22 protein-coding genes are annotated in these 22,732 nt (G+C 50.5%); 13 read left to right on the top strand and 9 right to left on the bottom strand.

The window, feature by feature from the left end; all coding sequences use genetic code 11:
• The first annotated feature begins 29 nt into the window (after nt 1-29).
• Nucleotides 30-599 carry a DJ-1/PfpI family protein gene (locus CHL76_RS06425; protein ID WP_079474591.1) on the top strand — a complete coding sequence of 190 codons (570 nt, stop codon included), beginning with the start codon at nt 30-32 and terminating at the stop codon, nt 597-599.
• A gap of 120 nt (nt 600-719) precedes the next feature.
• Nucleotides 720-1,517: a sulfite exporter TauE/SafE family protein gene (locus tag CHL76_RS06420; RefSeq protein ID WP_233133238.1), complete on the top strand. Its 798-nt coding sequence runs from the start codon at nt 720-722 to the stop codon at nt 1,515-1,517.
• A gap of 39 nt (nt 1,518-1,556) precedes the next feature.
• Here CHL76_RS06420 and CHL76_RS06415 read toward each other — a convergent pair whose 3' ends face one another.
• The 6 genes from CHL76_RS06415 to CHL76_RS06390 form a co-directional block, all read right to left on the bottom strand.
• A complete protein-coding gene (locus tag CHL76_RS06415) occupies nt 1,557-3,566 on the bottom strand; it encodes a methyl-accepting chemotaxis protein (RefSeq protein ID WP_079474592.1) in 2,010 nt (669 codons plus the stop codon).
• A gap of 137 nt (nt 3,567-3,703) precedes the next feature.
• Complete coding sequence (locus CHL76_RS06410; RefSeq protein WP_079474593.1) at nt 3,704-4,492, bottom strand: ABC transporter permease; 789 nt, start codon at nt 4,490-4,492, stop codon at nt 3,704-3,706.
• Complete coding sequence (locus CHL76_RS06405) at nt 4,489-5,127, bottom strand: ABC transporter ATP-binding protein (RefSeq protein ID WP_079474594.1); 639 nt, start codon at nt 5,125-5,127, stop codon at nt 4,489-4,491. Before CHL76_RS06405 ends, CHL76_RS06410 begins: the two co-directional genes overlap by 4 nt.
• A 106-nt stretch (nt 5,128-5,233) precedes the next feature.
• The gene (locus CHL76_RS06400; protein WP_094908139.1) at nt 5,234-6,325 is read right to left on the bottom strand and encodes a copper resistance D family protein; all 1,092 of its coding nucleotides are present in this window, start codon (nt 6,323-6,325) and stop codon (nt 5,234-5,236) included.
• On the bottom strand, nt 6,322-6,882 hold the full coding sequence (locus CHL76_RS06395) for a copper resistance protein CopC (protein ID WP_079474596.1): 561 nt from the start codon (nt 6,880-6,882) through the stop codon (nt 6,322-6,324). Before CHL76_RS06395 ends, CHL76_RS06400 begins: the two co-directional genes overlap by 4 nt.
• A gap of 258 nt (nt 6,883-7,140) precedes the next feature.
• Nucleotides 7,141-8,976, bottom strand: a complete 1,836-nt coding sequence (locus CHL76_RS06390; protein ID WP_233133236.1) for a BglG family transcription antiterminator — start codon at nt 8,974-8,976, stop codon at nt 7,141-7,143.
• A 227-nt stretch (nt 8,977-9,203) separates the two neighbouring features.
• Between CHL76_RS06390 and CHL76_RS06385 the strand changes: the two genes are divergently transcribed.
• The 8 genes from CHL76_RS06385 to aroA all read left to right on the top strand — a co-directional run bounded on the left by CHL76_RS06385 (nt 9,204) and on the right by aroA (nt 16,310).
• A complete protein-coding gene (locus tag CHL76_RS06385) occupies nt 9,204-9,515 on the top strand; it encodes a PTS sugar transporter subunit IIB (RefSeq protein ID WP_079474598.1) in 312 nt (103 codons plus the stop codon).
• Nucleotides 9,516-9,527: 12 nt separating this feature from the next.
• A complete protein-coding gene (gene celB / locus CHL76_RS06380; RefSeq protein WP_079474599.1) occupies nt 9,528-10,847 on the top strand; it encodes a PTS cellobiose transporter subunit IIC in 1,320 nt (439 codons plus the stop codon).
• A gap of 21 nt (nt 10,848-10,868) precedes the next feature.
• Entirely contained in the window at nt 10,869-11,174 is a 306-nt protein-coding gene (locus CHL76_RS06375; protein WP_079474600.1) for a PTS lactose/cellobiose transporter subunit IIA, read from the top strand.
• A 90-nt stretch (nt 11,175-11,264) separates the two neighbouring features.
• Nucleotides 11,265-12,659 (top strand): glycoside hydrolase family 1 protein, encoded by a 1,395-nt coding sequence (locus tag CHL76_RS06370; protein WP_079474601.1) that lies wholly within the window; start codon nt 11,265-11,267, stop codon nt 12,657-12,659.
• Between the two features lie 72 nt (nt 12,660-12,731).
• Entirely contained in the window at nt 12,732-14,060 is a 1,329-nt protein-coding gene (locus CHL76_RS06365; RefSeq protein WP_094908138.1) for a 6-phospho-beta-glucosidase, read from the top strand.
• Nucleotides 14,061-14,179: 119 nt separating this feature from the next.
• On the top strand, nt 14,180-14,521 hold the full coding sequence (locus CHL76_RS06360) for a YolD-like family protein (RefSeq protein WP_079474603.1): 342 nt from the start codon (nt 14,180-14,182) through the stop codon (nt 14,519-14,521).
• Nucleotides 14,522-14,589: 68 nt separating this feature from the next.
• Nucleotides 14,590-14,886 (top strand): DUF3995 domain-containing protein, encoded by a 297-nt coding sequence (locus tag CHL76_RS06355; RefSeq protein WP_079474604.1) that lies wholly within the window; start codon nt 14,590-14,592, stop codon nt 14,884-14,886.
• Nucleotides 14,887-14,963: 77 nt separating this feature from the next.
• A complete protein-coding gene (gene aroA, locus CHL76_RS06350; RefSeq protein ID WP_079474605.1) occupies nt 14,964-16,310 on the top strand; it encodes a 3-phosphoshikimate 1-carboxyvinyltransferase in 1,347 nt (448 codons plus the stop codon).
• A 45-nt stretch (nt 16,311-16,355) separates the two neighbouring features.
• Here the strand turns inward: aroA and CHL76_RS06345 are convergent, their stop codons facing one another.
• Nucleotides 16,356-16,685: a four-helix bundle copper-binding protein gene (locus tag CHL76_RS06345; RefSeq protein WP_079474606.1), complete on the bottom strand. Its 330-nt coding sequence runs from the start codon at nt 16,683-16,685 to the stop codon at nt 16,356-16,358.
• A 111-nt stretch (nt 16,686-16,796) separates the two neighbouring features.
• Nucleotides 16,797-17,888 (bottom strand): nitric oxide synthase oxygenase, encoded by a 1,092-nt coding sequence (locus CHL76_RS06340; RefSeq protein WP_079474607.1) that lies wholly within the window; start codon nt 17,886-17,888, stop codon nt 16,797-16,799.
• A gap of 195 nt (nt 17,889-18,083) precedes the next feature.
• Between CHL76_RS06340 and CHL76_RS06335 the strand changes: the two genes are divergently transcribed.
• Nucleotides 18,084-19,058: an NAD(P)H-quinone oxidoreductase gene (locus CHL76_RS06335; protein ID WP_079475050.1), complete on the top strand. Its 975-nt coding sequence runs from the start codon at nt 18,084-18,086 to the stop codon at nt 19,056-19,058.
• A gap of 36 nt (nt 19,059-19,094) precedes the next feature.
• On the opposite strand, the gene uvsE is transcribed toward CHL76_RS06335, so the two are convergent.
• Nucleotides 19,095-20,054, bottom strand: a complete 960-nt coding sequence (gene uvsE / locus CHL76_RS06330; RefSeq protein ID WP_079475051.1) for a UV DNA damage repair endonuclease UvsE — start codon at nt 20,052-20,054, stop codon at nt 19,095-19,097.
• Between the two features lie 165 nt (nt 20,055-20,219).
• Here uvsE and CHL76_RS06325 point away from each other — a divergent pair, with 165 nt between their 5' ends.
• Both CHL76_RS06325 and CHL76_RS06320 read left to right on the top strand, forming a co-directional pair.
• On the top strand, nt 20,220-21,119 hold the full coding sequence (locus CHL76_RS06325; protein WP_094908137.1) for an ABC transporter ATP-binding protein: 900 nt from the start codon (nt 20,220-20,222) through the stop codon (nt 21,117-21,119).
• Entirely contained in the window at nt 21,116-22,720 is a 1,605-nt protein-coding gene (locus tag CHL76_RS06320) for an ABC transporter permease (RefSeq protein ID WP_079474609.1), read from the top strand. Before CHL76_RS06325 ends, CHL76_RS06320 begins: the two co-directional genes overlap by 4 nt.
• Nucleotides 22,721-22,732 lie beyond the last annotated feature (12 nt).

Genomic DNA, 22,732 nt, shown 5'->3' with positions numbered 1-22,732 from the left:
TGCCATTAATCAAAAAAGGAGCGTGTACGATGAGTGCGAAAAAAGTATTGATCGTGGCCGGCGATGCCGTAGAAGCGCTGGAAGTGTACTACCCGTATTTTCGGTGTATGGAAGAGGGGTATCACGTGGATCTGGCGGCGGCCAGTGTCAAAAAGCTGCATACGGTGATACACGATTTTGAGGACTGGGAGACATATACGGAAAAGCCGGGATACGGCATCGAAGCGAATGTTGCTTTTGAAAATGTGAAGGCCTCTGATTATGATGCGTTAATCATCCCAGGAGGAAGAGCGCCGGAGCACATCCGGATGAACAATGACCTGCTTGAAATCGTGAAGCATTTCTTTGAAAAGGAGAAACCGATTGCGGTAATGTGCCACGGGAGCCTCGTACTGACTCCGATCGCTGAGGTGGCAAAAGGAAGAAAGATGACCGCTTACCAGGCCTGCAAACCGGAAGTAGAAAGCATGGGCGCGGAATACGTCAATGAAATGGATTATGTGGACAAAAACCTGGTCTCCGGGCATGCGTGGCCGGATCTGCCTGCCATTATGCGGGAGTTTGTGAAACAGGTGAACGAGGCTCCGGTGACAACGTAAAACGAGTGCTATGCCAGCCGGCTTTCACAAACCGGCTGGTTTTTTGCGTGCTGGGAGGCAGTCGGAGACATGTTCGTGCTAAAATAGAGCTGGATTACATAAAAGAAAGAAGGCACGGAGATGATGGAAGCTCTTTTATTACTGCTGACAGGTGTCTTAGCTGCTACTTGCGGTTCACTGGTCGGCCTGGGCGGGGCGTTTATTATAGTGCCGATACTTGCACTGTTTTTTCCAATGCAGGCCTCGGATATTGCCGGAACTTCGATGGCTGTCCTATTATTTACTGCTATTTCAAGCACATGGACGTATTCGAAGCAAAAACGGATTGATTATAAAAGCGGAGTCTATTTTGCGCTCGCCATGATGCCGGGCGCAGTTTTTGGCGCGTGGCTGACCCAGTTTTTCGATACCGACACATTTTATACCGCTTTTGGTATCTTTTTATTCTGTATGGCCCTGTTTTTGCTGTTCCGCCCGAAAAACAAACAGCGAAGCGCCGGCAGGCCCACGACCAGGCGGACATTTACAGACCTTAGCGGCCATACATATGAATACTCGTACAATCGATGGATCGGCCTGTCGATTGCTCTCGGTGTTGGCGTTATTTCGACATCGTTTGGCGTGGGGGGAGGCTCCGTCATGGTACCGACGATGGTAATGCTGCTCGCTTTCCCTGCCCATATTGCAACAGCAACATCGATGTTTTTAATGGTGCTCTCGGCGGCAGTGGGGACAGGAGCCCATGCTTATTTTGGCCATGTGCAGTGGGAAAGTGTGCTCTGGCTGGCAATTGGTGCTTTAATAGGCGGCCAGGCTGGTTCTGCGCTTGCAGCAAAACTGCCGGGGGCAATTATTCTGCGTGTATTGGCTGCCAGTCTCATAGTTGTTTCACTAAGGCTGATCTTCGGCACAGCGTAAAAAATCCCGGCTCTTATATAGAGTCGGGATTTTTACTATTCACTGTTCGTTTTCGGTCTTAAAGTGCGATACGATTGTGTTTAATTCCTTGGACATCATATTCAGCGCTTCTGCGAGAGCGTCAATCTCTTCTACTGACTGAAGCTGCGTTTCCGAAGCGGAGGCTACGCTTTGAGAGGTGCCGGCATTGTGCTCCGAAATGGCCGAAATTTCATCGAAAGAAGCAGTAATTTCCTGTGAGCTTGCTGCCATCTGCTCCGAAGTAGCTGCTACGCTTTCAAGGCGTACACTTACTTCATTCGTATAATCTGAAATCTCCTGAAAAGCAGCCTTAGCCTGTTCAGTCATCTGCAGGCCGTCCTGCACCTCGCCAGTGACCTGCTCCATGGAAACGGCGGAATCCTGAATTTCAGTTTGAATTGTAGTAATGATTGAGGCGATCTGGGACGAAGAATCCCTGGACTGCTCAGCAAGCTTTCGGACTTCTTCAGCGACAACAGCAAATCCTTTGCCGTGCTCTCCTGCCCTTGCAGCTTCAATAGCTGCATTTAAAGCAAGCAGGTTTGTCTGCTCTGCAATGGTGGTGATGACGTTCAAGATGTTTTCAATTTCCCTGGAGCGGGCGCTCAGCGTCTGATTTACTTCATTGGAACGTTCGACGGACGTATGAATGGATTGCATCTTGTCCAGCGCCTCGCTCATAGTAACAAGACCATCGTTCGCTTTTTCTGTCGTTGAGGCCGCATGCTCGGAAATGGAGGTCGTACTGCCTGCCACTTCCTGAACCCCTTTAGAAACTTCTTCCATGGCTCCTGTACTTTCTTTGATGCTTACAGACTGTTGTTCGGAGCCGGACGCCACCTGCTGCAGGGAAGCATTGACCTCGGTGATAGCCTGGCTGGATTTATTGGAATTTGACAACAGCTGCTCTGATGAATCCTGAAGCAGCCGGGAGCTCATATCAAACTGGCCGATCAGCTCCTTCAGCCTGGTGCTCATCCGGTTAAAATGTGTGGCGAGCTGGCCGATTTCATCCTGCTGGTTCAGCTCAATGTCTTCTCCGGTTAAGTCATCATCGGCTACCTGCTTCACCCGTTCAGTAATTAAACGGATCGGTTTTGTAATACGGCCGGCGATTAGGAAAGCGGCACCGGTAATTAATAGAACCGCCGCCCCAATAATGGTAAGCACCGTCCATTTCAGGCCGTCGGTTGCTGCGAGAACCTCCTCCATTGGGGTCAGGAAGAAAATACTGTAGCCTGCGTCCTGAACGGGAGAGGCGGATACGAGTAATTGTTCATTGCTGTTGTCCAGCGTGGTAGAGGAAGCTTCTTCGTGTTCTCCGGCAAGCAAAGCCTGCCACTCACTGCTGATATCAGCCTGGCCGACCGGCTGGCCGATCAGATCCTCCTGCGGGTGAAGCTGAATCACATTTTGGTTATCGACGAGAATTGGCACAGCGCTGCTTTCATCACCGCTCCCAGCATAGCGCTCCATTAAAGCGTCGAAATTAACAGAAGCGGACATGACACCGGTGATATCCCCGTTAGAGGCAGTCACCGGAGAAGCCACAACCACGATACGGTTGCCGGTGGAATTGGAGGTGAGAACATCTGAAATCGTCGTTTCGCCGTTCATGCCATTTTTAAAATAGTCTCTGTCGCTAAGGTCAAGCTCTCCGATATTTTCTTCGGTAGTGTGCGCTTCCACGATGCCATCCGGTTCGGTGAATACGACCGTTTCAAACGTTTCGTCGCGGTCAATGATTTGATTCATCAGGCTGAGACGGGTATCTGTGTCACCGCTTTGCATGTCCTGGGTTCCCGCAGCGAGCACAATTTCATCGAGCCGTTTAACGAGCCAGCGGTCCATCCCCTCTGCGGCGGCTTCCGAAGCCATGGTCAGTTTTTCTTCTTCTTCGGCAACGACGACACTGCTGCTTTCCTGAAAGACAAAAAAAGCGACAGCAGCAGCCGGAAGCAGGCCAATCGCTAACAACCAAATAAGTAATTTTTTTCGAAGATTCAGCTGTAATAATTTTTCCTTCATGTTTATCCACTCCCCAATATGTAAACAAATACCTTCTCTTATTCATATCGGGCGAATGAAAAAAAAGTGAAGCTTTTCAGGAAGGTAGAAAGAGAGAATTACACGCCTCTGCCCACCTACAACAAGCAGCTTGCCGGTCAATCCTTCAGCTGCATGCGGTCGTTAAAATACGTTTTGTAGCCGAGCTGGGTAAATAAAATTACGCTGAGAGCTACGGCTCCGGTAATGCCCAAAAGAATGGCAATCTGGTAGCCAATCGCTGTCACCGGATTGACGCCGGAAATAATCTGTCCGGTCATCATGCCGGGCAAAAACACGATTCCTGCGCCGACCATGTTGTTAATCGTTGGAAGAATGGCTGCATCGAATGACTGATTTACAAGTTTACGGGTAGCCTGGTTCGGCGTTGCCCCGAGCATTAGTGCAGCTTCCACCCGGGAGCGCTGGCTGTGCAGGTGTTCAGTGAGCGTCTGGACCCCAAGTGTAATACCAGTCATGGAATTGCCGATAATCATGCCGGCAATTGGAATAAAGTAACGCGGATTAAACCACGGTGCAAACTGGATAACGACAAAATTGAAGTAAAGCAGGCTCAGAATGGTGCCGATGCTCATCGATACAGCAATCGCCCGTTTCATTTCCCGGCTCAGAGGACCACGGACGCGTTGGAAAATATTCCAGATTGCAAAGCTGAGCATAAAAAGGACAATCAGCGATGTGAGCCAGGGGCTCGGGTTTTCAAATAAAAACATGAGCACGTATCCCATTAACAGCAGCTGAAACGTCATACGGAGCGAAGAAATCAGTATTTCTTTCTCCCGGGGGATTTTCCGCCAGCGCACGATGACGAGCAGAAGAACGATAAACACGTAGGCGGCAAGAATTTGCCAGAACGACAGCTCGATAATAGAGGTGTTTTCAGTCATGGTTTCAAGCCTCCCCCTCTGGTAAATGAATCTGACTGGATGGTATGGTCGGCAAAATGGTCAGCCATCGCCGCTGCATGGCTGACGAAAATAACGCCTTTGGCAGCACGCCGGGCCTCGGCCAGAAATCGTTCCATGACGTTCCATTCCATATCTTCATCAAGCGCCGACGTCGGCTCGTCCAGCAAATAGACGTCGGGCCCGGCAAGAAGCAGCCGGGCGAGGGAGAGACGCTGCTGTTCTCCGCCGGACAGATTTTCGGCAGAGTCACTGAGCTGTTTATTCAGCATGCACTGTTGCGCCGCAGCAGTGAGCTTTTCTTCAGAAACTTCCTCCCTGCCGCTGAATAGTCTTCCGGCCTGAAGGTTTTCAGCTACTGTTTCCCCGAACAGCACCGGCTGCTGCGGAAGCATCATCACCTGCCTGCGCAATTCTGTGGGCTCCCAGGCGGAGAACGGTTTTCCATGGTAGGAAACAGTGCCGCTGTCCGGGCTGACCAGGTAATTGAGCAGACGCAGAAGTGTTGATTTTCCCGAACCGCTTGGGCCCGTGACAGCGGTGATGGTGTCCGCGGGGATGGTCAGCTGTTTCGTGTTAATAATGTTTTTATACTTTACGTTGTCCAACTGAAACATAAAACGGCCCCCTTTCATTAATTTAGATTATTGCCGGGAAATAATCGATGCGTAAATAAAAAAGCACTCATGAATATTTCCATGAGCGCTTGGACAGAATGCCTGCTCAGACAAAATCGAGAATATATACGAGGCCGGTATATGCACTCAGCACAAACATACAGCCGAGAGCAAAAACGCTGAGCGGCGAGCGTCCGCGATGAAAGCTCTGCACCATCAAATATAAAAACCCGATGGATAACAGCACACTTAAAATGGTGATGGGATGCAGCTGCAGCTGGAAGGAAGCACTGTCGGGCACGGAAGCAGGGTAGAGCACATGAAATAAAAAGGCCGGGTTTTCATAATGCAGGCTGCCGCTTGGCTCCTGTTCGGTCATAAAAGCAGTAATAACAAAGATAAGTACGGCCGTCAGACTTTCTGCCCGCAGCCATTGTCGTGGATTATAATCTGTGACCTGCTGCAGGCGCCTGCGGATAAATATGCCATTAAAAAGTGCAAACATAAGGATAACTATATAAAACAAATGCTTCCAGACAAGGGCTTCGCCGTAAGGAAGAGCCCAGGAGCCGATAAATGGGTCTGTCAGCAGCTGCCCCATGATTACGCCAGTAAAGGCAATGATGATGACACACATGATAGCGATCAGTGTGAACCATTCCAAAAAAGAAGCCCATTGTTTATAGGAAATGGCAAACCAGCTGACCATTAAAAGCGTGCCAATCCACAGGCTCACCGCAAGCAGATGGAAAAAATGAAGCGTCCCGCCGATGAGCGGGATAGCGTTGGCGGCGTGGCCGGAGGCACCTAAAGCTCCGATCATACCCATGATAAGAACCAGGCCAACGATGGCAGAAGCTCTGGACATTCCGGTGGAATGAAAAAAAAGAATGAATATCCCGAGGAGGAAAAAGCTCAGGACAAACAGCACTACCCAGCTCTGGCCTACTTCGTACTGGAACAGTATGCGCTCGAGGGCGCCAAAAAAAGGCATGTCTCTACCTGCAGCCACCGTTTGTGCGAGCATTGCGATAGGCACAAAAGAAACGACAGGAAGCAGGGCTGCGGCAACCGCCGGAACGAAAAATGGAATAGAAAGAGCCGGCCGGTGCGTTGCAGGGATAAGCTGAAGCACAAGCGTACCGGCGAGCACAGCAAAAAACAAATACTGCAGAGCGTTACCTGCTGCAAGAATCATGTCCGGCGCTTAAGGCGGAACAGGAATAGGGCCACAATGGCGACTACGAGACCGAGGCCGATTACTCCAATGGTTATGCCGAACCCGGAGCCGGCTTCTTCTTCATTAATGGCACTTTCGGTTTCACCGTCGGCGTTTTCCTCCGCTCCTTCCGCGTTGTTTTCAGAAGAGGAGGCATCATCAGAGGTGGCCGTTTCTTCTTCGGATGCTTCTTCTACAGTAAAGGAAGAGCTGTCCTCCATAATGTGGCCGTCTTCGCTGACAATATCAAAAGATGCTTCGTATTCTCCCGCATCGAGCGGATCTTCCATGGTCACATTCAATTGGTCTTCGGGCTCGATGAAAACGTCAGCAGTTTCCACATCATTTCCTTCTGCGTCTTTGACCGTGACTCCGTTGTAGTCTTCAATAGGGCCGTCAAAATAAAACGTGATTTCTTCCGGTGCTTCCACGGTGGCTCCTTCTTCAGGCTCGGAGCTTTCGAGGTGTGTATGGGCATCGGCCACTGCAGGAGAGAGCAGAAAGCCGGCGGCTAGGCAGGCAATTAATCGGCGCATAAATTTTCCTCCTTTTATATAAACGAGACCGTGATTATTAACTTCTTCTCCCTTTATACCAAAGAATAAGTTCGAAAAGGAGAAAAAGATGTGAATAATTTACGAAAATCGTTTTTCAGGCAGAAAAAAAGCAGGGCAAGGAATTTCTTTGCCTGCACAATTCAGGAGGAGGAAAGAAGCTGCAAAAATCCTTCGGCCGTTTCTGCTTTTAACAGTCGCTGGATTAACTTGGGCTGTTCAATAACCCGGCCCAGCAGCTCATACATTTCCTGCAGGTCTTCGGTGCTGTCTTTTTTTACAATTCAGCAGGCAGACAAGCTGGACGGGACGCTCACCCCAGCGGACAGGTTTGTCGAGCGTGCAGAAGGCTAAAAAGGTTTCTTCGGTCTTTGGCGTAACTGGATGAGGGATGGCCACAAGATTCCCGAAGGCTGTCGGAGCCACGTTTTCCCGCTCAAGAACAGAATCAAGAAAACCATCATCAATTAAATTCCGCTCATCCAGCTCCCGTTCGAAAAATTGGAGTATTTGCTCTGTGGTGGAAAATGATTGATGCAAAAAGACGAGTGATTCCCGTAAATACATACGGATGGCGGGTTCTTTGGAAATAAACCCTTCAATAATACGAAGATCCGTTTCGCTTAAAATCGTATTGACCTGAAGCACGGGCACCGGCAGGTCATCATAAATGGGGACCGAGCTGATGATGACGTCGATATGATCAAAATCCATCTCCCGCAGACGGTAATATTCTGTCGTCCCCTGAATGTGAAGCCGCCTGCCGAATGTTGCCTGAAGCCGGTAGTAGAGGAGTTGGGCGCTTCCCCGGCCAGAGGCGCAGACGATCAGACAGCGTGCAGGAGCTGTTTCCATTTTACTGCGTTCCAGCGCGGCACCGATATGGAGGGCCAAATAGCCGATTTCGTTTTCATCAATACGAATATCGTAATGCTCTTCGAGAGCGATGCCGGCGATGACCCCGGCTTCAAAGGCGAGCGGGTAGCCAGCCTTAATATCAGCAAGCATCGGATTGCGCACATTCATATTGTAACGGAATCGGCTGATCGCAGGCTGCAGATGAAGGGCCAGGGCAATGACGAGCTCCTGGTCGTGCTGGAGTGTTAAATGCAGTTCCCTATCGATATGCTGGAGCAGAAAAGCGACCATTTTGTAGGTATCCGTATCAAGGGAATTTTTTACTGCTTCTGCTGTTCCTGCTTCATTGTCAAATAGACGGGTGCCAAGCAGATGAAGCGTAATATAGGCAATCTCTTCCTCCGGGAACGACACCTCCCAGGTTTGGTTGATTTCTGTGACCATATTTTTGGCTACCTGGTATTCACGCTTTTGCGTCAGTTCGTCAAATTCTGCGTGATACATCGATACGTAATACTCGTCCTGAATGCGCTGGTAGGCAATCAGGATATGGTTGAATAAATTGTGCAGGGCAATATCGGATAGGGATATATGCTGCATTTTTATCTGCTTTAAAATAATGCTCCAGATGCTTTTTCGTTCTTCTTCGGAAAGATGGAGAAACGGCAACGACTGGTCGTGGCGAGGCTGTTCGTTCTGGCGGTCAAAGATATACTCCGCGATACAAAACCGCATGCGCATCTCGCTTCCTTGAAGATGGAGACCGTCATTGGCCGTCCGCTCCAGGGCAATACTGTAATTCTTTAAAATGTCCCGTACCTTTTTCAAATCGTTCTGCACGGTGGACCGGCTGACAAACATTTCATCGGCGAGCTCATCCAGCTTGATGAAGGAACTGGCGAGAAGAAGCCGCTGTATCAAATACGCAACCCGCTCTTCAGGAAGATTAGGGAGAGTCTGCGAGTCGGGAGCTGCCGGCTGTAAATACTCCTTTACATATGCCCGGAACTTATCATTGTCTATAATTTTCAGCTGGTATCCTTTCCCCTTAATGGCTTCGATTTTTGCCCCATGGGACTCGAGCGTTGTCTGAAGTCCTTTGATGTCCTCCCGGATAGTCCGGCTTGACACCTCGTGCAAAGAAGCCAGATAGCTTCCAGTCACCGGGATACCGCTTGCAACTAATTCTCTTAAAATACTGTTGCTACGTGTAGTCATGTCTCTTTAACCCCCTTAAGGTAAACATGTATGTAAGCGCTATAGAAATTTTCATTATCTACAGCGCACAAGTAGGGATACTATAAAAGTAGCACAAAAGAAGCAGGAAAGAAGTACAAATCATTTCCGCTTCCTAGCGGAAGAACCTTCCCTATCTATGAAAGCGCTCTTTTATTATATTGAATATATCAACCGCACATCATTTTATCTTAATTGGAGGAATATCAATGAATATTTTATTAGCATGCTCCGCCGGAATGTCGACAAGCCTTCTTGTTTCAAAAATGAAAGAAGCCGCTGATGAGCAGGGGGTTCAGGCAGAAATATGGGCAGCAGCCCAGGATAAAGCACCGGAAGAAATTAAAAAGGCTGATGTACTTTTGATCGGTCCGCAGATGCGCTTTATGAAGAAAAAATTCGGCAAGGTTGCCGACGAGCAGGGGATCCCGCTTGATATTATTGATGCCGTTGCTTACGGACGTGTAGACGGAAAAGCTGTACTTGATCACGCCATGAAGCTGTTAAACGAGCAAAAATAGGGAGGAAGACACATGAATCGTTTTATGGAGGTATTGGAAAATATTCTGATGCCGATCGCGGAGAAATTAAATAACAACCGTCATTTGACGGCTTTGCGCGACGGGTTTTTGATTGCCCTGCCGTTAATCATTTTTGGCTCTATTTTAGTTGTTATCGCTAATTTTCCTTTTCTGGACCAGCTGATTGGGGAAGACGCCTATGCAGCCTATCAGGCAGCGCTTGGCCCGGCGTCGGCATCCACGCTCAGTATTATGGGGCTTTTTGTTATCATCGGTATAGGGTATAAATTAACAGCTTCTTACGGCGTGGAAGCACTTTACGGCGGGGTTGTAGCCCTTGCTGGTTTTATCATACTAACACCGCAGACCTTCGAGGGTGTAGAAGGGGTTATACCAACATCCACCCTCGGAGCCGAAGGCATGTTTGTTGGCATACTGACCGCGTTCCTCGCGGCTGAGCTGTACCGCTACTTCGTACAAAAAAACTTGACGATTAAAATGCCGGCCGGGGTTCCGGAGGCAGTGTCAAGATCGTTCAGTGCGCTGATTCCTATCGCTCTGACCTTATCAGTTTTTCTCGCTATCCGTATTTTGTTCAGCCTTACCCCGTTTGATTCTGCCCAGAACTTTATTTATACCGTTTTGCAGGAGCCGTTAACCGCGCTTGGCAGCGGACTCCCGGCGACGATCATTGCTGTTCTGATGATCCAGATCTTCTGGTTTTTCGGCCTGCACGGGCAGATTCTGGTTAACTCTGTGTTCGACCCAATCTGGTACGCGCTGAATGAACAGAACTTGAGTGCCTTCCAGGCAGGAGAAGAACTGCCAAACGTGGTCACCAAACAGTTCATTGATACCTTTATTGTAGGGATGGGCGGTTCCGGGATGACGCTTGCGATTGTGCTCTGGCTGTTTATGCTCGCCCGCAGTAAACAGGCGAAACAGCTCGGCAAAGTCGGCGGCCCTCCAGGGTTCTTTAACGTCAATGAACCGATTATTTTCGGTCTGCCGATCATCATGAATCCGTTAATATTAATCCCGTGGCTGGTAGCTCCGGTCGTTATTGCAGTCATAACGTATGTAACGATGTCGATCGGCCTGGTGCCAAAGCCGGCAGGTATCATCGTTCCATGGACCACCCCGATTTTCTTAAGTGGATTTCTAGCTACTGGAAACGCCTGGCAGGGAGCTGTGCTGCAGCTGTTTAACCTGGCCGTGGTGTTTATCATCTGGTTCCCGTTCCTTCGGATTCTGGACCGCCAGTATTTCCGGAACGAAGTAGAAGCAGAAAAAGAAACGACAAATGCAGACAACAAGCAAAAAAGCGGTTAAATCAGGATAGGAGTGGAAACTATGGAAGCGTTAACAGAAACGGCGTTTCAAATTATATTATACGCTGGCAACGGCAAAGCAAACGCCATGGAAGCGATCCAGGAAGCAAAGGCCGGCAATTTCGACCGTGCAGAAGAACTGATCAAGGAAGCAGGGGAAGAGCTCGGGAAAGCACATTCCTACCAGACCAACCTGCTCACGAAAGAAGCAAGCGGTGAGGATTTTTCCGTCAACGTCATGCTGATTCACTCGCAGGATCATTTGATGACCTCCATGACGGTCCGAGACCTGGCGGAAGAGATTGTAGAAGTCTACCGTACGCGTTAAGTATCCTGGGGACCCGGCAGAAAGAGAAAAGCCGGGGCCCTGCTTTTTGTGATAAACATACAGGAACGATTATTCTAGGAGGTACTAACCATGGCAGAACAGTTCACGTTTCCAAAAGGATTCTGGTGGGGGGCGGCCACATCCGCCACGCAGATTGAAGGCGCCGCGAAGGAAGGCGGCAAAGGAAAGAATATTTGGGACCAGTGGTTTGACGAAGAGCCGAATCGCTTTTTTGACGGGGTGGGCCCTGGCACCACATCCGATTTTTATCATCAGTACAAGGACGACATCGCCCGGATGAAGAACATTCATTTTAATTCCTTTCGCCTGTCGATCTCCTGGTCCCGGCTGATCCCGGACGGCTCCGGAGAAGTGAATCAGGAAGCGGTCGACTTTTATAACAACGTTATCGACGAAATGATCGACAAGGGCGTAGAACCGTTTGTCTGTTTATATCATTTTGATATGCCGATGGCGATGCAGGAGATGGGCGGCTGGGAAAACAGAGCTGTAGCGGAACACTTTGGCCGTTACGCCAGCATCTGCTTTGATCTGTTCGGCGACCGGGTAAAAAAGTGGTTTACCCACAATGAACCGATTGTTCCGGTGGAGGGCGGCTACATGTACGACTTTCACTATCCTAACGTGGTCGACATGAAGCGGGCGGCCCAGGTGGGCTATCATACGCTTCTCTCTCACGTGTTTGCGGTGAAAGCTTTTCGTGAAAAAGACCGAACCGGCGGGGAAATCGGCGTTATTTTGAACCTGACCCCTTCCTATCCAAGAAGCAGCCATCCGGCAGATCTGAAGGCTTCCCGGATTGCCGATTTATTTTTTAACCGGAGCTTTCTCGATCCCACAGTGCTCGGGGAGTATCCTCAAGAGCTGATTGACCTGCTCGGAGAGCACGGAGTGCTTCCGGATACCGAGAGCGGAGACAAAGAACTGATTAAAGAGGGGAAAGTCGACCTGCTGGGCGTGAACTATTACCAGCCGCGCCGGGTCAAAGCGAAGGAAAACCTGCCGAACCCGGGTGCTCCGATACTACCCGAATGGTTTTTTGACCACTACGAAATGCCTGGCCGGAAAATGAACCCTTATCGTGGATGGGAGATTTACCCGAAAGGTGTATACGACATTATGATCAATCTCCGTGATAACTACGGAAATATTCCGTCGTTCATTTCTGAAAACGGGATGGGGGTCCAGGACGAGGCCCGTTTTATGGAAAACGGCATGATTCAGGACGATTACCGTATTGAGTTCATCCAGGACCATCTTGAATGGCTGCACCGGGCTATCGAAGAGGGGGCTAATGCCAAAGGGTATCATCTCTGGTCGTTTATCGACAACTGGTCGTGGATGAATGCCTACAAAAACCGCTACGGCTATTTTTCCGTCAATATCGACACGCAGGAGCGTACGCCGAAAAAGAGTGCCTACTGGATCACTGCCGTCCACAAAAATAACGGATTTGAAAAATAGCATTACGGGCCGTCTGTCTATCCGCAGGCGGCCTGGTCTGTATAGAAACACGCAGAAAAAAGGAGCGAGACGATGAAGAAAGGTATTAAGATTGTAACGATCGGCGGGGGCTCGAGCTATACGCCTGAGCTCGTGGAGGGATTTATTAAAAGGCATCACGCACTGCCGGTGAAAGAGCTGTGGCTCGTGGATATTCCGGAAGGAAAAGAAAAGCTGGAGATCGTAGGAAAACTCGCCCAGCGTATGGCAGCTGAAGCGGGTATCGATATGACCGTGCACCTTTCCTACAGCCGGGAGGAAGCGCTGCCGGGCGCGGACTTTGTCACCACTCAGTTTCGGGTTGGCATGCTTGAAGCCCGGGCGAAGGATGAGCGGATCCCGCTTTCCTACGGCGTGATCGGCCAGGAGACGAACGGGCCGGGCGGGCTGTTTAAAGGACTGCGGACCATTCCAGTTATTATTGACATTGTGCATGACATCGAGCGGCTGTGCCCGGATGCGTGGCTTGTGAACTTTACGAATCCGGCTGGCATGGTGACAGAAGCGGTGCTGCGCTATACGAACCATGAACGCATTGTCGGCCTCTGCAACGTCCCGGTGGGAATGCAGATGGGAGTGGCTGAAGCGCTTGGAGTAGACGGCGACCGTGTACGTATTGATTTTGCCGGACTGAACCATATGGTTTACGGACTTAATATCTATCTCGATGGCAACAATATAAAGCAGCAGGCGCTCGAAGCAGTAGCGGATCCGGCGAACGTTTCCACCATGAAAAATATTGCGGCACTCGGGTGGGAGCCCGAATTTATCCGGGCTTTGCAGGTGCTGCCATGCCCGTATCACCGGTACTACTATAAAACAGAAGAAATGCTGGCCGAGGAACAGGCAGCTGCCGAGGAAACCGGCACCCGGGCTGAGGTCGTCCAGGGGGTGGAGGAGGAGCTGTTTGCCCTCTATGCTGATGAAACGCTCCGGACAAAGCCGGAGCAGCTGGAACAACGCGGCGGGGCCTATTACAGCGAAGCGGCCTGCAGCCTGATCAATTCAATCTATAATGACACCCGGGATATTCAGCCAGTCAATACGAGGAATCGTGGCGCTGTTGCCGGTATACCGGCGGAGTCAGCGGTGGAAATCAGCTCCGTTATTACCAAAGATGGCCCGAGGCCGATTGCTGTTGATGAGCTGCCGGTAGCTGTCCACGGACTGGTGCAGCAGATCAAATCGTTTGAACGGGTCGCTGCCGAAGCGGCGGTAACGGGAAATTACGAAACAGCTCTTCTGGCCATGACGATTAATCCTCTCGTTCCGTCTGATACAAAAGCAAAGCAGATACTTGATGACATGCTCGAAGCCCATCGGGAGCATCTGCCGCAGTTCTTTCAAAGCGAAAAGGTATGAAGCAGTGAAGGTCTCCTGAAGCGGGGGCCTTTTTTGTTAGAGAAAAGTTCCTGTTTTTAAAGATAAAGCACAAAAAGAACAAATGTTCGTGTATACTGAAACAAAGGGAGGCGTTATGGATGAAAGAAAACAAGTTGACCCCGGGGTCGAATATGCGCTGGGAATCCAGCCGGATGATTCTGCCGGAACACCGGGAAATGTGGCTGCGTCATCAAAAAGAAGACCGGATGAAGTTCAGGCCCGTTTGGGATGAGCAGCAGCTTGAAGAGTTTTCCCGCCGTCTTCAGGACGCTCTGGTGTCCGGCTCGACAGTAACGCTTCACGTGTTTGACCCTTATGCGGAAATAAAAATGAGGGGAAAGATCCTCCATCTTGATGCATTAAATAAAACAATAAAAATGAAAGCAGGCGGGGGCATCCAGTATGTAGGCGTGCAGGACATTATGGATGTGGAAACGTAAAAGCACGTTTTTGAAATAGGCGTAAGGGAAAGGAAGACAAGAAAAGAAACCAAAAGGGAGCGAATGAAATGAAGGATAAAAAATTCAGCAGAATTTCCTTAACGTCTTCCCTGGGAGGCGTCGGACTGATTGCTGTATCTGTCATTGTGTCTGCCGTATTTTCTCTTCCCGACAACAGCCCCTTTGTGCCGTTATTTGGGTCGCTGCTGACGATTGGCATTCTGTTGCTTGCGCTCAGTGCATTCATGAGCATGATTGCTTTTTCGCGCCGTGAGCCGGGATGGATGAAGCTGAGCGGCTGGATTATTATGGCAGTGCTGCTGCTCTGGTTTATGGTCAGCCCGGCACTTACCGGTGTGGTGTAGATCTTCAAAAAACGCTGGTTGCGCACGGTACTGGTTCATGGTGTAATGTAGAAAAAGATGTAGAGGACGGATGCTTAATGAGTACACCAGATTTTCGGGCCCGCTCGCCGTGGGCCTCATTAACGGATGTAGACAAGGTGCACGTGTCTCCAGTTTCGCCCGGCTCGATTCAGACCTCTTTAACAGTGCCGGGCAGTAAAAGCTTTACAAACCGGGCGCTGATTATGGCAGCACTGGCAGAAGGCACGTCCACGCTGGCCGGAATTTTAAAAAGCGATGACTCGTACTGGTGCCTTGGCGCTCTGCGTGCGCTTGGCGTGAAATCCGAAGTGGACGGAGATACGGTCACCCTTCACGGATGCGGGGGCCGGTGGCCCGAGGAGGAAGCCGAGCTCTATATTGGCGCAGCCGGCACCACGGCCCGTTTTCTTCCAGGCCCGCTTGCAGCAGCCGGAAACGGCGTTTACAAGGTTGAAGCGAGCAAGCGAATGAGCGAACGACCAGTAGAGCCGTTGATGGAAGCCCTTGAGGAGCTCGGGGCAGACGTTCATTACATAGATAAAAAAGGATTCTATCCGCTTGAAATTCACGCGGGCGGGCTGCCTGGAAAAGAAGTAACCATTTCCGGTAAATTATCGAGCCAGTTTATCAGCGGCCTGCTGCTGACGGGCGCTTGTACACAGGAAGGCCTGCGTATCCGAATCCCGGATTACATTGTGCAGCATGCCTACGTGCACATTACGCTCGATTTAATGAATCAGTTCGGCGTCCCGGTCACGTACAATGAGGATTTAACCGACATGCAGGTGCCGGCAAAGAATTTTCAAGGCCGGAGCATGGCGCTTGAAGCAGACGCTTCGACGGCCAGTTATTTTATGGCATTGGCAGCGCTGACAGCCGGAACGGTCCGTATTAATAATTTAACAATGGACACGAACCAGCCGGATATAGGTATGGTGGACGTGTTTGAAAAAATGGGCTGCCATGTGGAAAAAGGCAGCACCTACATCGAAGTTACAGGCCCGGAACAGCTGTCAGGCGGGTTTGAGCTCAGCATGAAGGAAATGTCTGATCAGACGTTGACTGTTGCGGCGCTCGCTCCGTTTGCTGACGCGCCGATTACCATCCGGGATGTGGAGCATATTCGTCACCATGAATCCGACCGCATCCACGCAGCGTGTACAGAGCTTCAGAAGATGGGCATCCGTGTGGATGAATACTCGGATGGGCTGAAAGTATATCCGGGCACCCCGATCGGCGTATCGCTTCATTCGTACGATGATCACCGGGTAGCTATGGCGCTTTCGCTAGTGGGAGCGAAGGTGCCCGGAATCTATATTGAAGACCCGGGATGCGTGTCGAAAACATGTCCAACCTTCTATGATTTGTTTGAAGCAGCCGGTGTTCCGATTAAATTTTCATAAAAAAGAAGCCCTCTCTGTTTTTGGAGAGGGCTTTCGTGCATGGCATTAAGAGGCAGCAAGCTCCCGGCAGGCTTTTTCACAGCGGTAGCAGGCATCTGCGCAGTCTTTGCAATGCTGGTGGTCGTGCTTGGCGCATTCATCCCCGCATGCTTTGCACGCCTCTGCACACAACTGAGCGGTCTCCTTCATCAATGGACTGCTGGACTGGATGGCTTTAGCCGTCAGGGCGCAAATATCTGCACATTCGCGGTCGAGACGTATGCATTCGGCCATCATTTTCACGTCGTCCTCCTGCAGGCAGTCGTTAAAGCATTGATTACACTGCTTCATACATTCGATGCAGGCTTCGAGGCATTCCTTCTGGGCAGCGTTCATCTTTATCATCCTTTCTAGTATCAGGTGTTGGTATAGGGGTTCCCGGAAGGGGTATTTATTCAAACGTAAAATACAAAGAAGCAGACAGGCTTTGCCTGCTTCTTTAGATCATTATTTATAGGGATGCTGCTGGTAAAAGAAGTTTGGCGTGTGCATGATATTGCGGTAGGAGCTGTGAAAAATATGAGTAGCAGCAGGGGATACCGGCGGAATCAGCCATGTCCAGTCGCCGGTTACTTCCCGGCCCGCTTTTTGTTCCTGGTGCTCGAATCGTTTAAACTGCGAAGAGGCCGTGTGATGATCCACCATGCTGACGCCTGCTTTTTTGTACGAATGAAGCACGGCCCGGTTCAACTCGACAAGCGCCCGGTCTTTCCATAAACTGCCCGCGTACGTCCGGTCGATGCCAAGCACATCTGCAACCCGTGGAAGCATATTGTAGCGCTCCTCGTCTGCGAGGTTCCGGGCGCCAATTTCCGTTTCCATGTACCAGCCGTTAAACGGGGCGGCCGTATACGTGATACCGCCGATTTCCATTTTCATATCCGAAACAATCGGCACGGCATACCATTTTAAATTGAGTGTGGAAAAAGCATTGCTATCCGGATGGGCAATCGGAACTTCGAGTACTTCTTCGGCTTTTAACGGAAACCACTGGGGGGCGCCTTCGTTTACCTGAATAACCAGGGGAAGAAGGTCAAATGATGTTTCTGCCCCTTTCCACCCTAGTGATTCACAGTATTTTGTGAAAGCAGCGGACTGCGGGTCGCCAATGATTTCCCCGTCCTGCTCATAGCCGGCGTATCGGATCAGCTGGTAGTTCCATATGCGCATCCGCTCCAGCCCGTTTTTGACAGAAGGAAAGACAGAGATCGTGGGAATAATTTTCCCGCCGTTTTCTGCGTAACGAATATGGTGGTGGAGCGCTTCAGCCGCCTCCTCTCCAGTACGCACGTTCCGGTAGTCAAGAACCTGCAGGCTTTTCCAGAAGAACCGCCCGATGCAGCGGTTGCTGTTGCGCCAGGAGACCTTCGCTCCGAATGATAGCTCTTCGAACGTATGTTCATAATGTCCGGTGGCTTCAATCTCCTGCTCTACCTCCTGCCAGCGCGCCTGAAATGTTTCCAGGGGCTGGTCTGTTTCCCGGTAATACTGCTCCAAAAATGTGTATGCGTCCTGTTTTAATGCTTTGATATTGGTCATTATTTGTCTGCACCTCAGCTTTTGCCTTTTTTTCAGTATAAAGGTATTAGCTGCTATTATCGAAAAATCAATCTTACAAAAACAATTTCCCGGGTAATAAATAGCTGTAGCACCGACAGATAAACTTGTGAGTTGACACGTGCTTTAAGGAAGCGAATACTGTAAGCGAAGACTGAAGAAAAGTGAGTGATAGCAATGAAGGCAGTAATTACCACAGAAACCGGCGGGCCAGAGGTACTGCAGATTCAGGACCGTGAAGCACCGAAGCCGGAGATGGATGAGGTGCTGATCAAGGTAAAAGCAGCAGCTGTGAACCGGACCGATATTTTAAACCGGGAAGGTAAGGCTGGATATATTGAAAATCCGGTGCTCGGCATCGAAGTGGCAGGCGTGGTGGAAGAAGCAGGCACTGAGAACCCTTTTTCACCGGGCGACCGGGTAATGGGGCTGGTAAATGGCGGCGGCTACGCGGAGTATGCTGTCATGCGGGCTGACCGGGTAATGCGAATCCCGGAAGCATTCACGTATGCCGAAGCAGCCGCCGTGCCGGAGGTGTTCTTAACGGCCTACCAGACGCTTTATTGGATCGGGCACCTGAATCAGGATGAATCCGTCCTAATTCATGCCGGCGGGAGCGGTGTAGGCACGGCGGCCATTCAACTGGCCAGCCAGCTTTCCTCAGCCCGTGTACTCACCACTGCCGGATCAGCGGAAAAGCTGGAATTTACCCAAAAGCTCGGCGCAGAAGTACGCATTAACTATAAAGAACAGAATTTTGACGAAGAAGTGCTTGCAGCTACTGACAATCAGGGCGTCAACGTAATTTTGGACTTTGTCGGAGCCTCCTACTGGGAGCAGAACCTGAAGAGCATTCAAACCGACGGGCGCTGGGTGTTGATTGGCGTGCTTGGCGGGGCAAATGTGCCAAACGTAAACCTGATGAAGCTGCTGATGAAGCGCGTGCAGCTGACCGGGACGCTGCTTACGCCGCGGAGCGATGAGTATAAAGCCGAATTGAGCAGGGATTTCGTGAAGCACGCAATGCCGCTTCTTGAGGACGGCTCCATCCGCCCTATTGTCGACACGGTGTTTTCATTTGAACAGATTGCGGATGCGCACCGCCATATGCAGGACAATAAAAACATTGGAAAAATCATATTGGAATGGTAAAAAAAGAGCCTGCGTCCAGGCTCTTTTTTTAGCTCTTTATTTCCACTGGAGCTCTGCCCCGCCGGTCCGGGTTACATTCCGACGTGAAGCGAGATCCTGGACGAGCTGCAGAAGCGCGTAGTCCTTCTGCTTTGCTTCAATCATCCCGTCAATGGGCTCGCCGATCTGCTTTAAGGCCTGCAGAAACGGAAGATTGAACTCCGGATCCACGTAATCGGCATGGCTGCGAAAGGCCTCAGACGATTTCGGCGAGGAAAGATGAACCTTCGGCCGGCTGTCGGTATGTGCCCACGTATCGATAAATCGGGGCAGCAGCTCCTCTAGACGTTCATTCTCGGAATGATTAGCCTCGAAGTGATGATAATCAAACATCATTGGGATTTTTTCCTGTTCACAGACAGCGAGCACGTCTTCTGCTGTGTAGGTTTTATCATCATTTTCCAGTGTCATCCGTGCTTTAATCTTTTCCGGCAGCTGCTTTAGATTTTCGTGAAAACGCGCTACTGCCGCTTTTTTATCCCCGTAGGCTCCCCCGACGTGCAGGTTAATCCACGCTCTTTGTTCCAGCCCCATTGCTTCAAGCATATGGTAATGGTACTCCATATCCTGCACGGCATTGGCAGTGACTTCCGGTTTGTCGCTTGTGAACAGCGTGAACTGATTCGGATGAAAGCTGGAACGGATATTGTGTTCACGCACGAGTCTGCCGATTTCTCCGTACAAATCTTTAAAAGGGGTTATATAATCCCAGGCAGCGTCGTCATGAGTAGCAAGAGGGGCAAGCGAGGAAGAAAAACGGTACAAAGGAATATCGTGGGCGATATTGTAATGAAGCATGCGGATGGTGTGCTCCAGATTTAAACGAGTGACCTCCCGCAGCTTTTCTTCTCCGCTGTGCCGGTCCATTTTTTTCCAACGCGTCAGTGTCATTGTTTTCCCCGGAGAAGCGTCCCAGAGAGCCAGAGCCTGGGAGACGTATCCGAGCCGTAAAGTGATCATACATACTGCCTCCAATTTCATTTCTCTGTTACACATACCCAAAAACTTATGGCCGTAGTCTTCAAAGCAGAAAATCCATTAAATAATCGTGACTTAATTGAACGAATATAGTAAAATAGTTTAAACGATAATGATTAAAAAGTTCAATTTAGGGGTGCGAACATGGATGAGCTGGTAAAATTAGAGAGTGTTTCAAAATATTTTGGCAAGCACGTAGCGCTTGAGCATGTGGATTTGACGATCCGACGCGGAGAAACAGTAGGATTTTTAGGCCCGAACGGTTCTGGGAAGTCTACGACGATCCGAGTGATGCTTGGCTTGCTGAAAAAAAGCGGCGGTGAAGTGAAGCTGTTTGGCAAAGATGCGTGGACCGAGGCAGTAGATATTCATAAACGGATAGCTTACGTACCCGGTGACGTAAACGTCTGGCCGAATCTAACCGGCGGCCAGGTGATCGATGTTCTTGGGAAGCTGCACGGTGATTTTAATGAAGAGAAGCGCCAGCAGCTGATTGAGCGTTTTCAGCTTGATCCGCGGAAAAAAAGTAAAACGTATTCAAAGGGTAACCGGCAGAAGCTTGCCCTTATTACAGCATTCGCCTCGGAGGCGGATTTATATATATTTGACGAGCCGACCTCGGGTCTGGATCCGTTAATGGCTTCCATCTTCCGGGAATGCGTGCGGGAGCTGCAGGAGGAAGGAAAAACGGTGCTCCTTTCAAGCCATATACTCGCAGAGGTGGAGGAGCTGTGTGACCGTGTGAGTATCATTAAAGAGGGAAAAATTATCGAAACCGGCACGCTTGAGGAGCTGCGGCATTTAACGCGTATTTCTATTACGGCGGAAACGAAGCAGCCGGTGACGTCTTTACCGGGGCGCAGCGATGTCCACCAGTGGGAAGCAGACGGGGCAAAGGTACACTTTTATGTAGATGCGGAAGGCCTTGCACCGGTCATGCAGGAGCTCGCGGGGGCAGGCGTGGTTTCATTGGAATCAAGGCCGCCGACGCTTGAAGAGATTTTTCTTCGCCATTATGAATCGAAGGCAGGGGAAGGACGATGAACATGTCAATGTTCATAGGAACGGGAAGGCTGTTTCTGGTAATGCTCCGGAAAGAAAGAGTGCGGCTGCCCATTTGGGCCGTTTCAATTTCAGTGCTGTTTCTGCTCAGTATTCTGAGCTTTCCGGAAACGTATCCCACGCAGGAAGACCGGCAGGGACGGGCCCTGCTTTTGGAAAGTCCGGCTCTGCGGGCAATGGCTGGTCCGGGGTACGGCCTTGAGAATTATACGTTCGGCGCGATGATTACGAATGAAATGTTTTTATACGTGGCGGTGGCTGTTGCATTTATGAGCATCTTCATGATCGTCCGCAACACAAGGGCAGAAGAAGAGAACGGACTTTCTGAGCTTATAAAAGCGGGCGTTGTGGGCCGGATCAGTGTAACCACTGCCGCTTTTTTGCTGATGGTGCTTGCGAATCTTTTTGTCGCTGCTGTTGTGATTTTTGGTATGCCATATACGATAGAGGGGCTCAGCTGGAACGGGTCGTTGGCGTTTGGACTTGGGGTCGCTGGCGTTGGAATTATATTCGGTGCTGTCAGTCTGTTTATGGCACAAATGAGTGAAAGTGCCGGAGCGGCAACCGGTATCAGTTCTGCATTGCTTGGACTGGCGTTTTTGCTTCGGGCCATTGGTGATGTAGCCGGGGTGGATGCATGGCGGTGGATGTCTCCAATTGGGTGGGGTCAGGCGATGCGGGCTTTTGTGGATGAGCGCTGGTGGCCGCTCGGCTTGTTTGCCGGCGGCATTGTATTACTTGCAGCGGCAGCTATGTATATAGACTACCGCCGGGACGACGCAGCCGGGGTCTTACGCGTCCAGGGCGGGAAGGCCCGGGCGGGAAGCGGATTAACGCACCTGCTTGGGCTGCAGAGCTTTTTGTTTCGATGGGTTTTTCTTAGCTGGGCAGCCGGTGCGGCGCTGTACGGAGTGGCGATGGGGGCTGTAAGTGAAGAAGCTGCTGACTTCTTTGCAGATAATCCAATTGGGGAAGAATTTCTCGTGCAGGCAGAAGGAGCTACGCTTGCCGAATCACTATTTGCCACCTATATGGCATTTCTCGCGATGCTCGCGGCGGGCTATGCTCTGCAGGTAATGACCAGAATGACCCGGGAGGAAAAGAGCGGCCGGGGAGAAATTTTGCTGGTTCAGTCTGTACCTCGTCCGCGGTGGATGCTTGATTATCTTCTCATTTCCTGCACAGGAAGTTTCATGCTGCTCGTGATCAGCGGCATCGGCGCCGGAACGCTTTACGGCTACTACACTGACAGCGCAGAAGGCGCGTGGAAGGTATTTTTCGCTGCTATCGCGCAGACGCCGGCTGTCTGGGTATTCATTGGACTGGCAGCCTTGCTGATGGGCCTGTGGCCGAAAGCTCTGTCACTCGTGTGGCTTGTGTATACGGCGTTTACCCTGATCGGGTTGATTGGACCGCTGCTTCAACTCCCGGATTGGGTGAATGACGTTTCGCCATATGCCCAAATCCCGGGCGTGCCTGCAGAGGACTGGACAGCATGGTCGACGGTAATTCTTTTCTCGGTATTCGCTGTTTTTACGGTCGTCGGAATGTATACAATTAGAAAAAGAGATTTGATCATTTAAAGAGAGGAAAGA

Source organism: Marinococcus halophilus (genome assembly GCF_002265875.1).
Lineage (GTDB): Bacteria > Bacillota > Bacilli > Bacillales > Marinococcaceae > Marinococcus > Marinococcus halophilus.
This window is presented reverse-complemented; position numbering and strand designations above follow the sequence as displayed.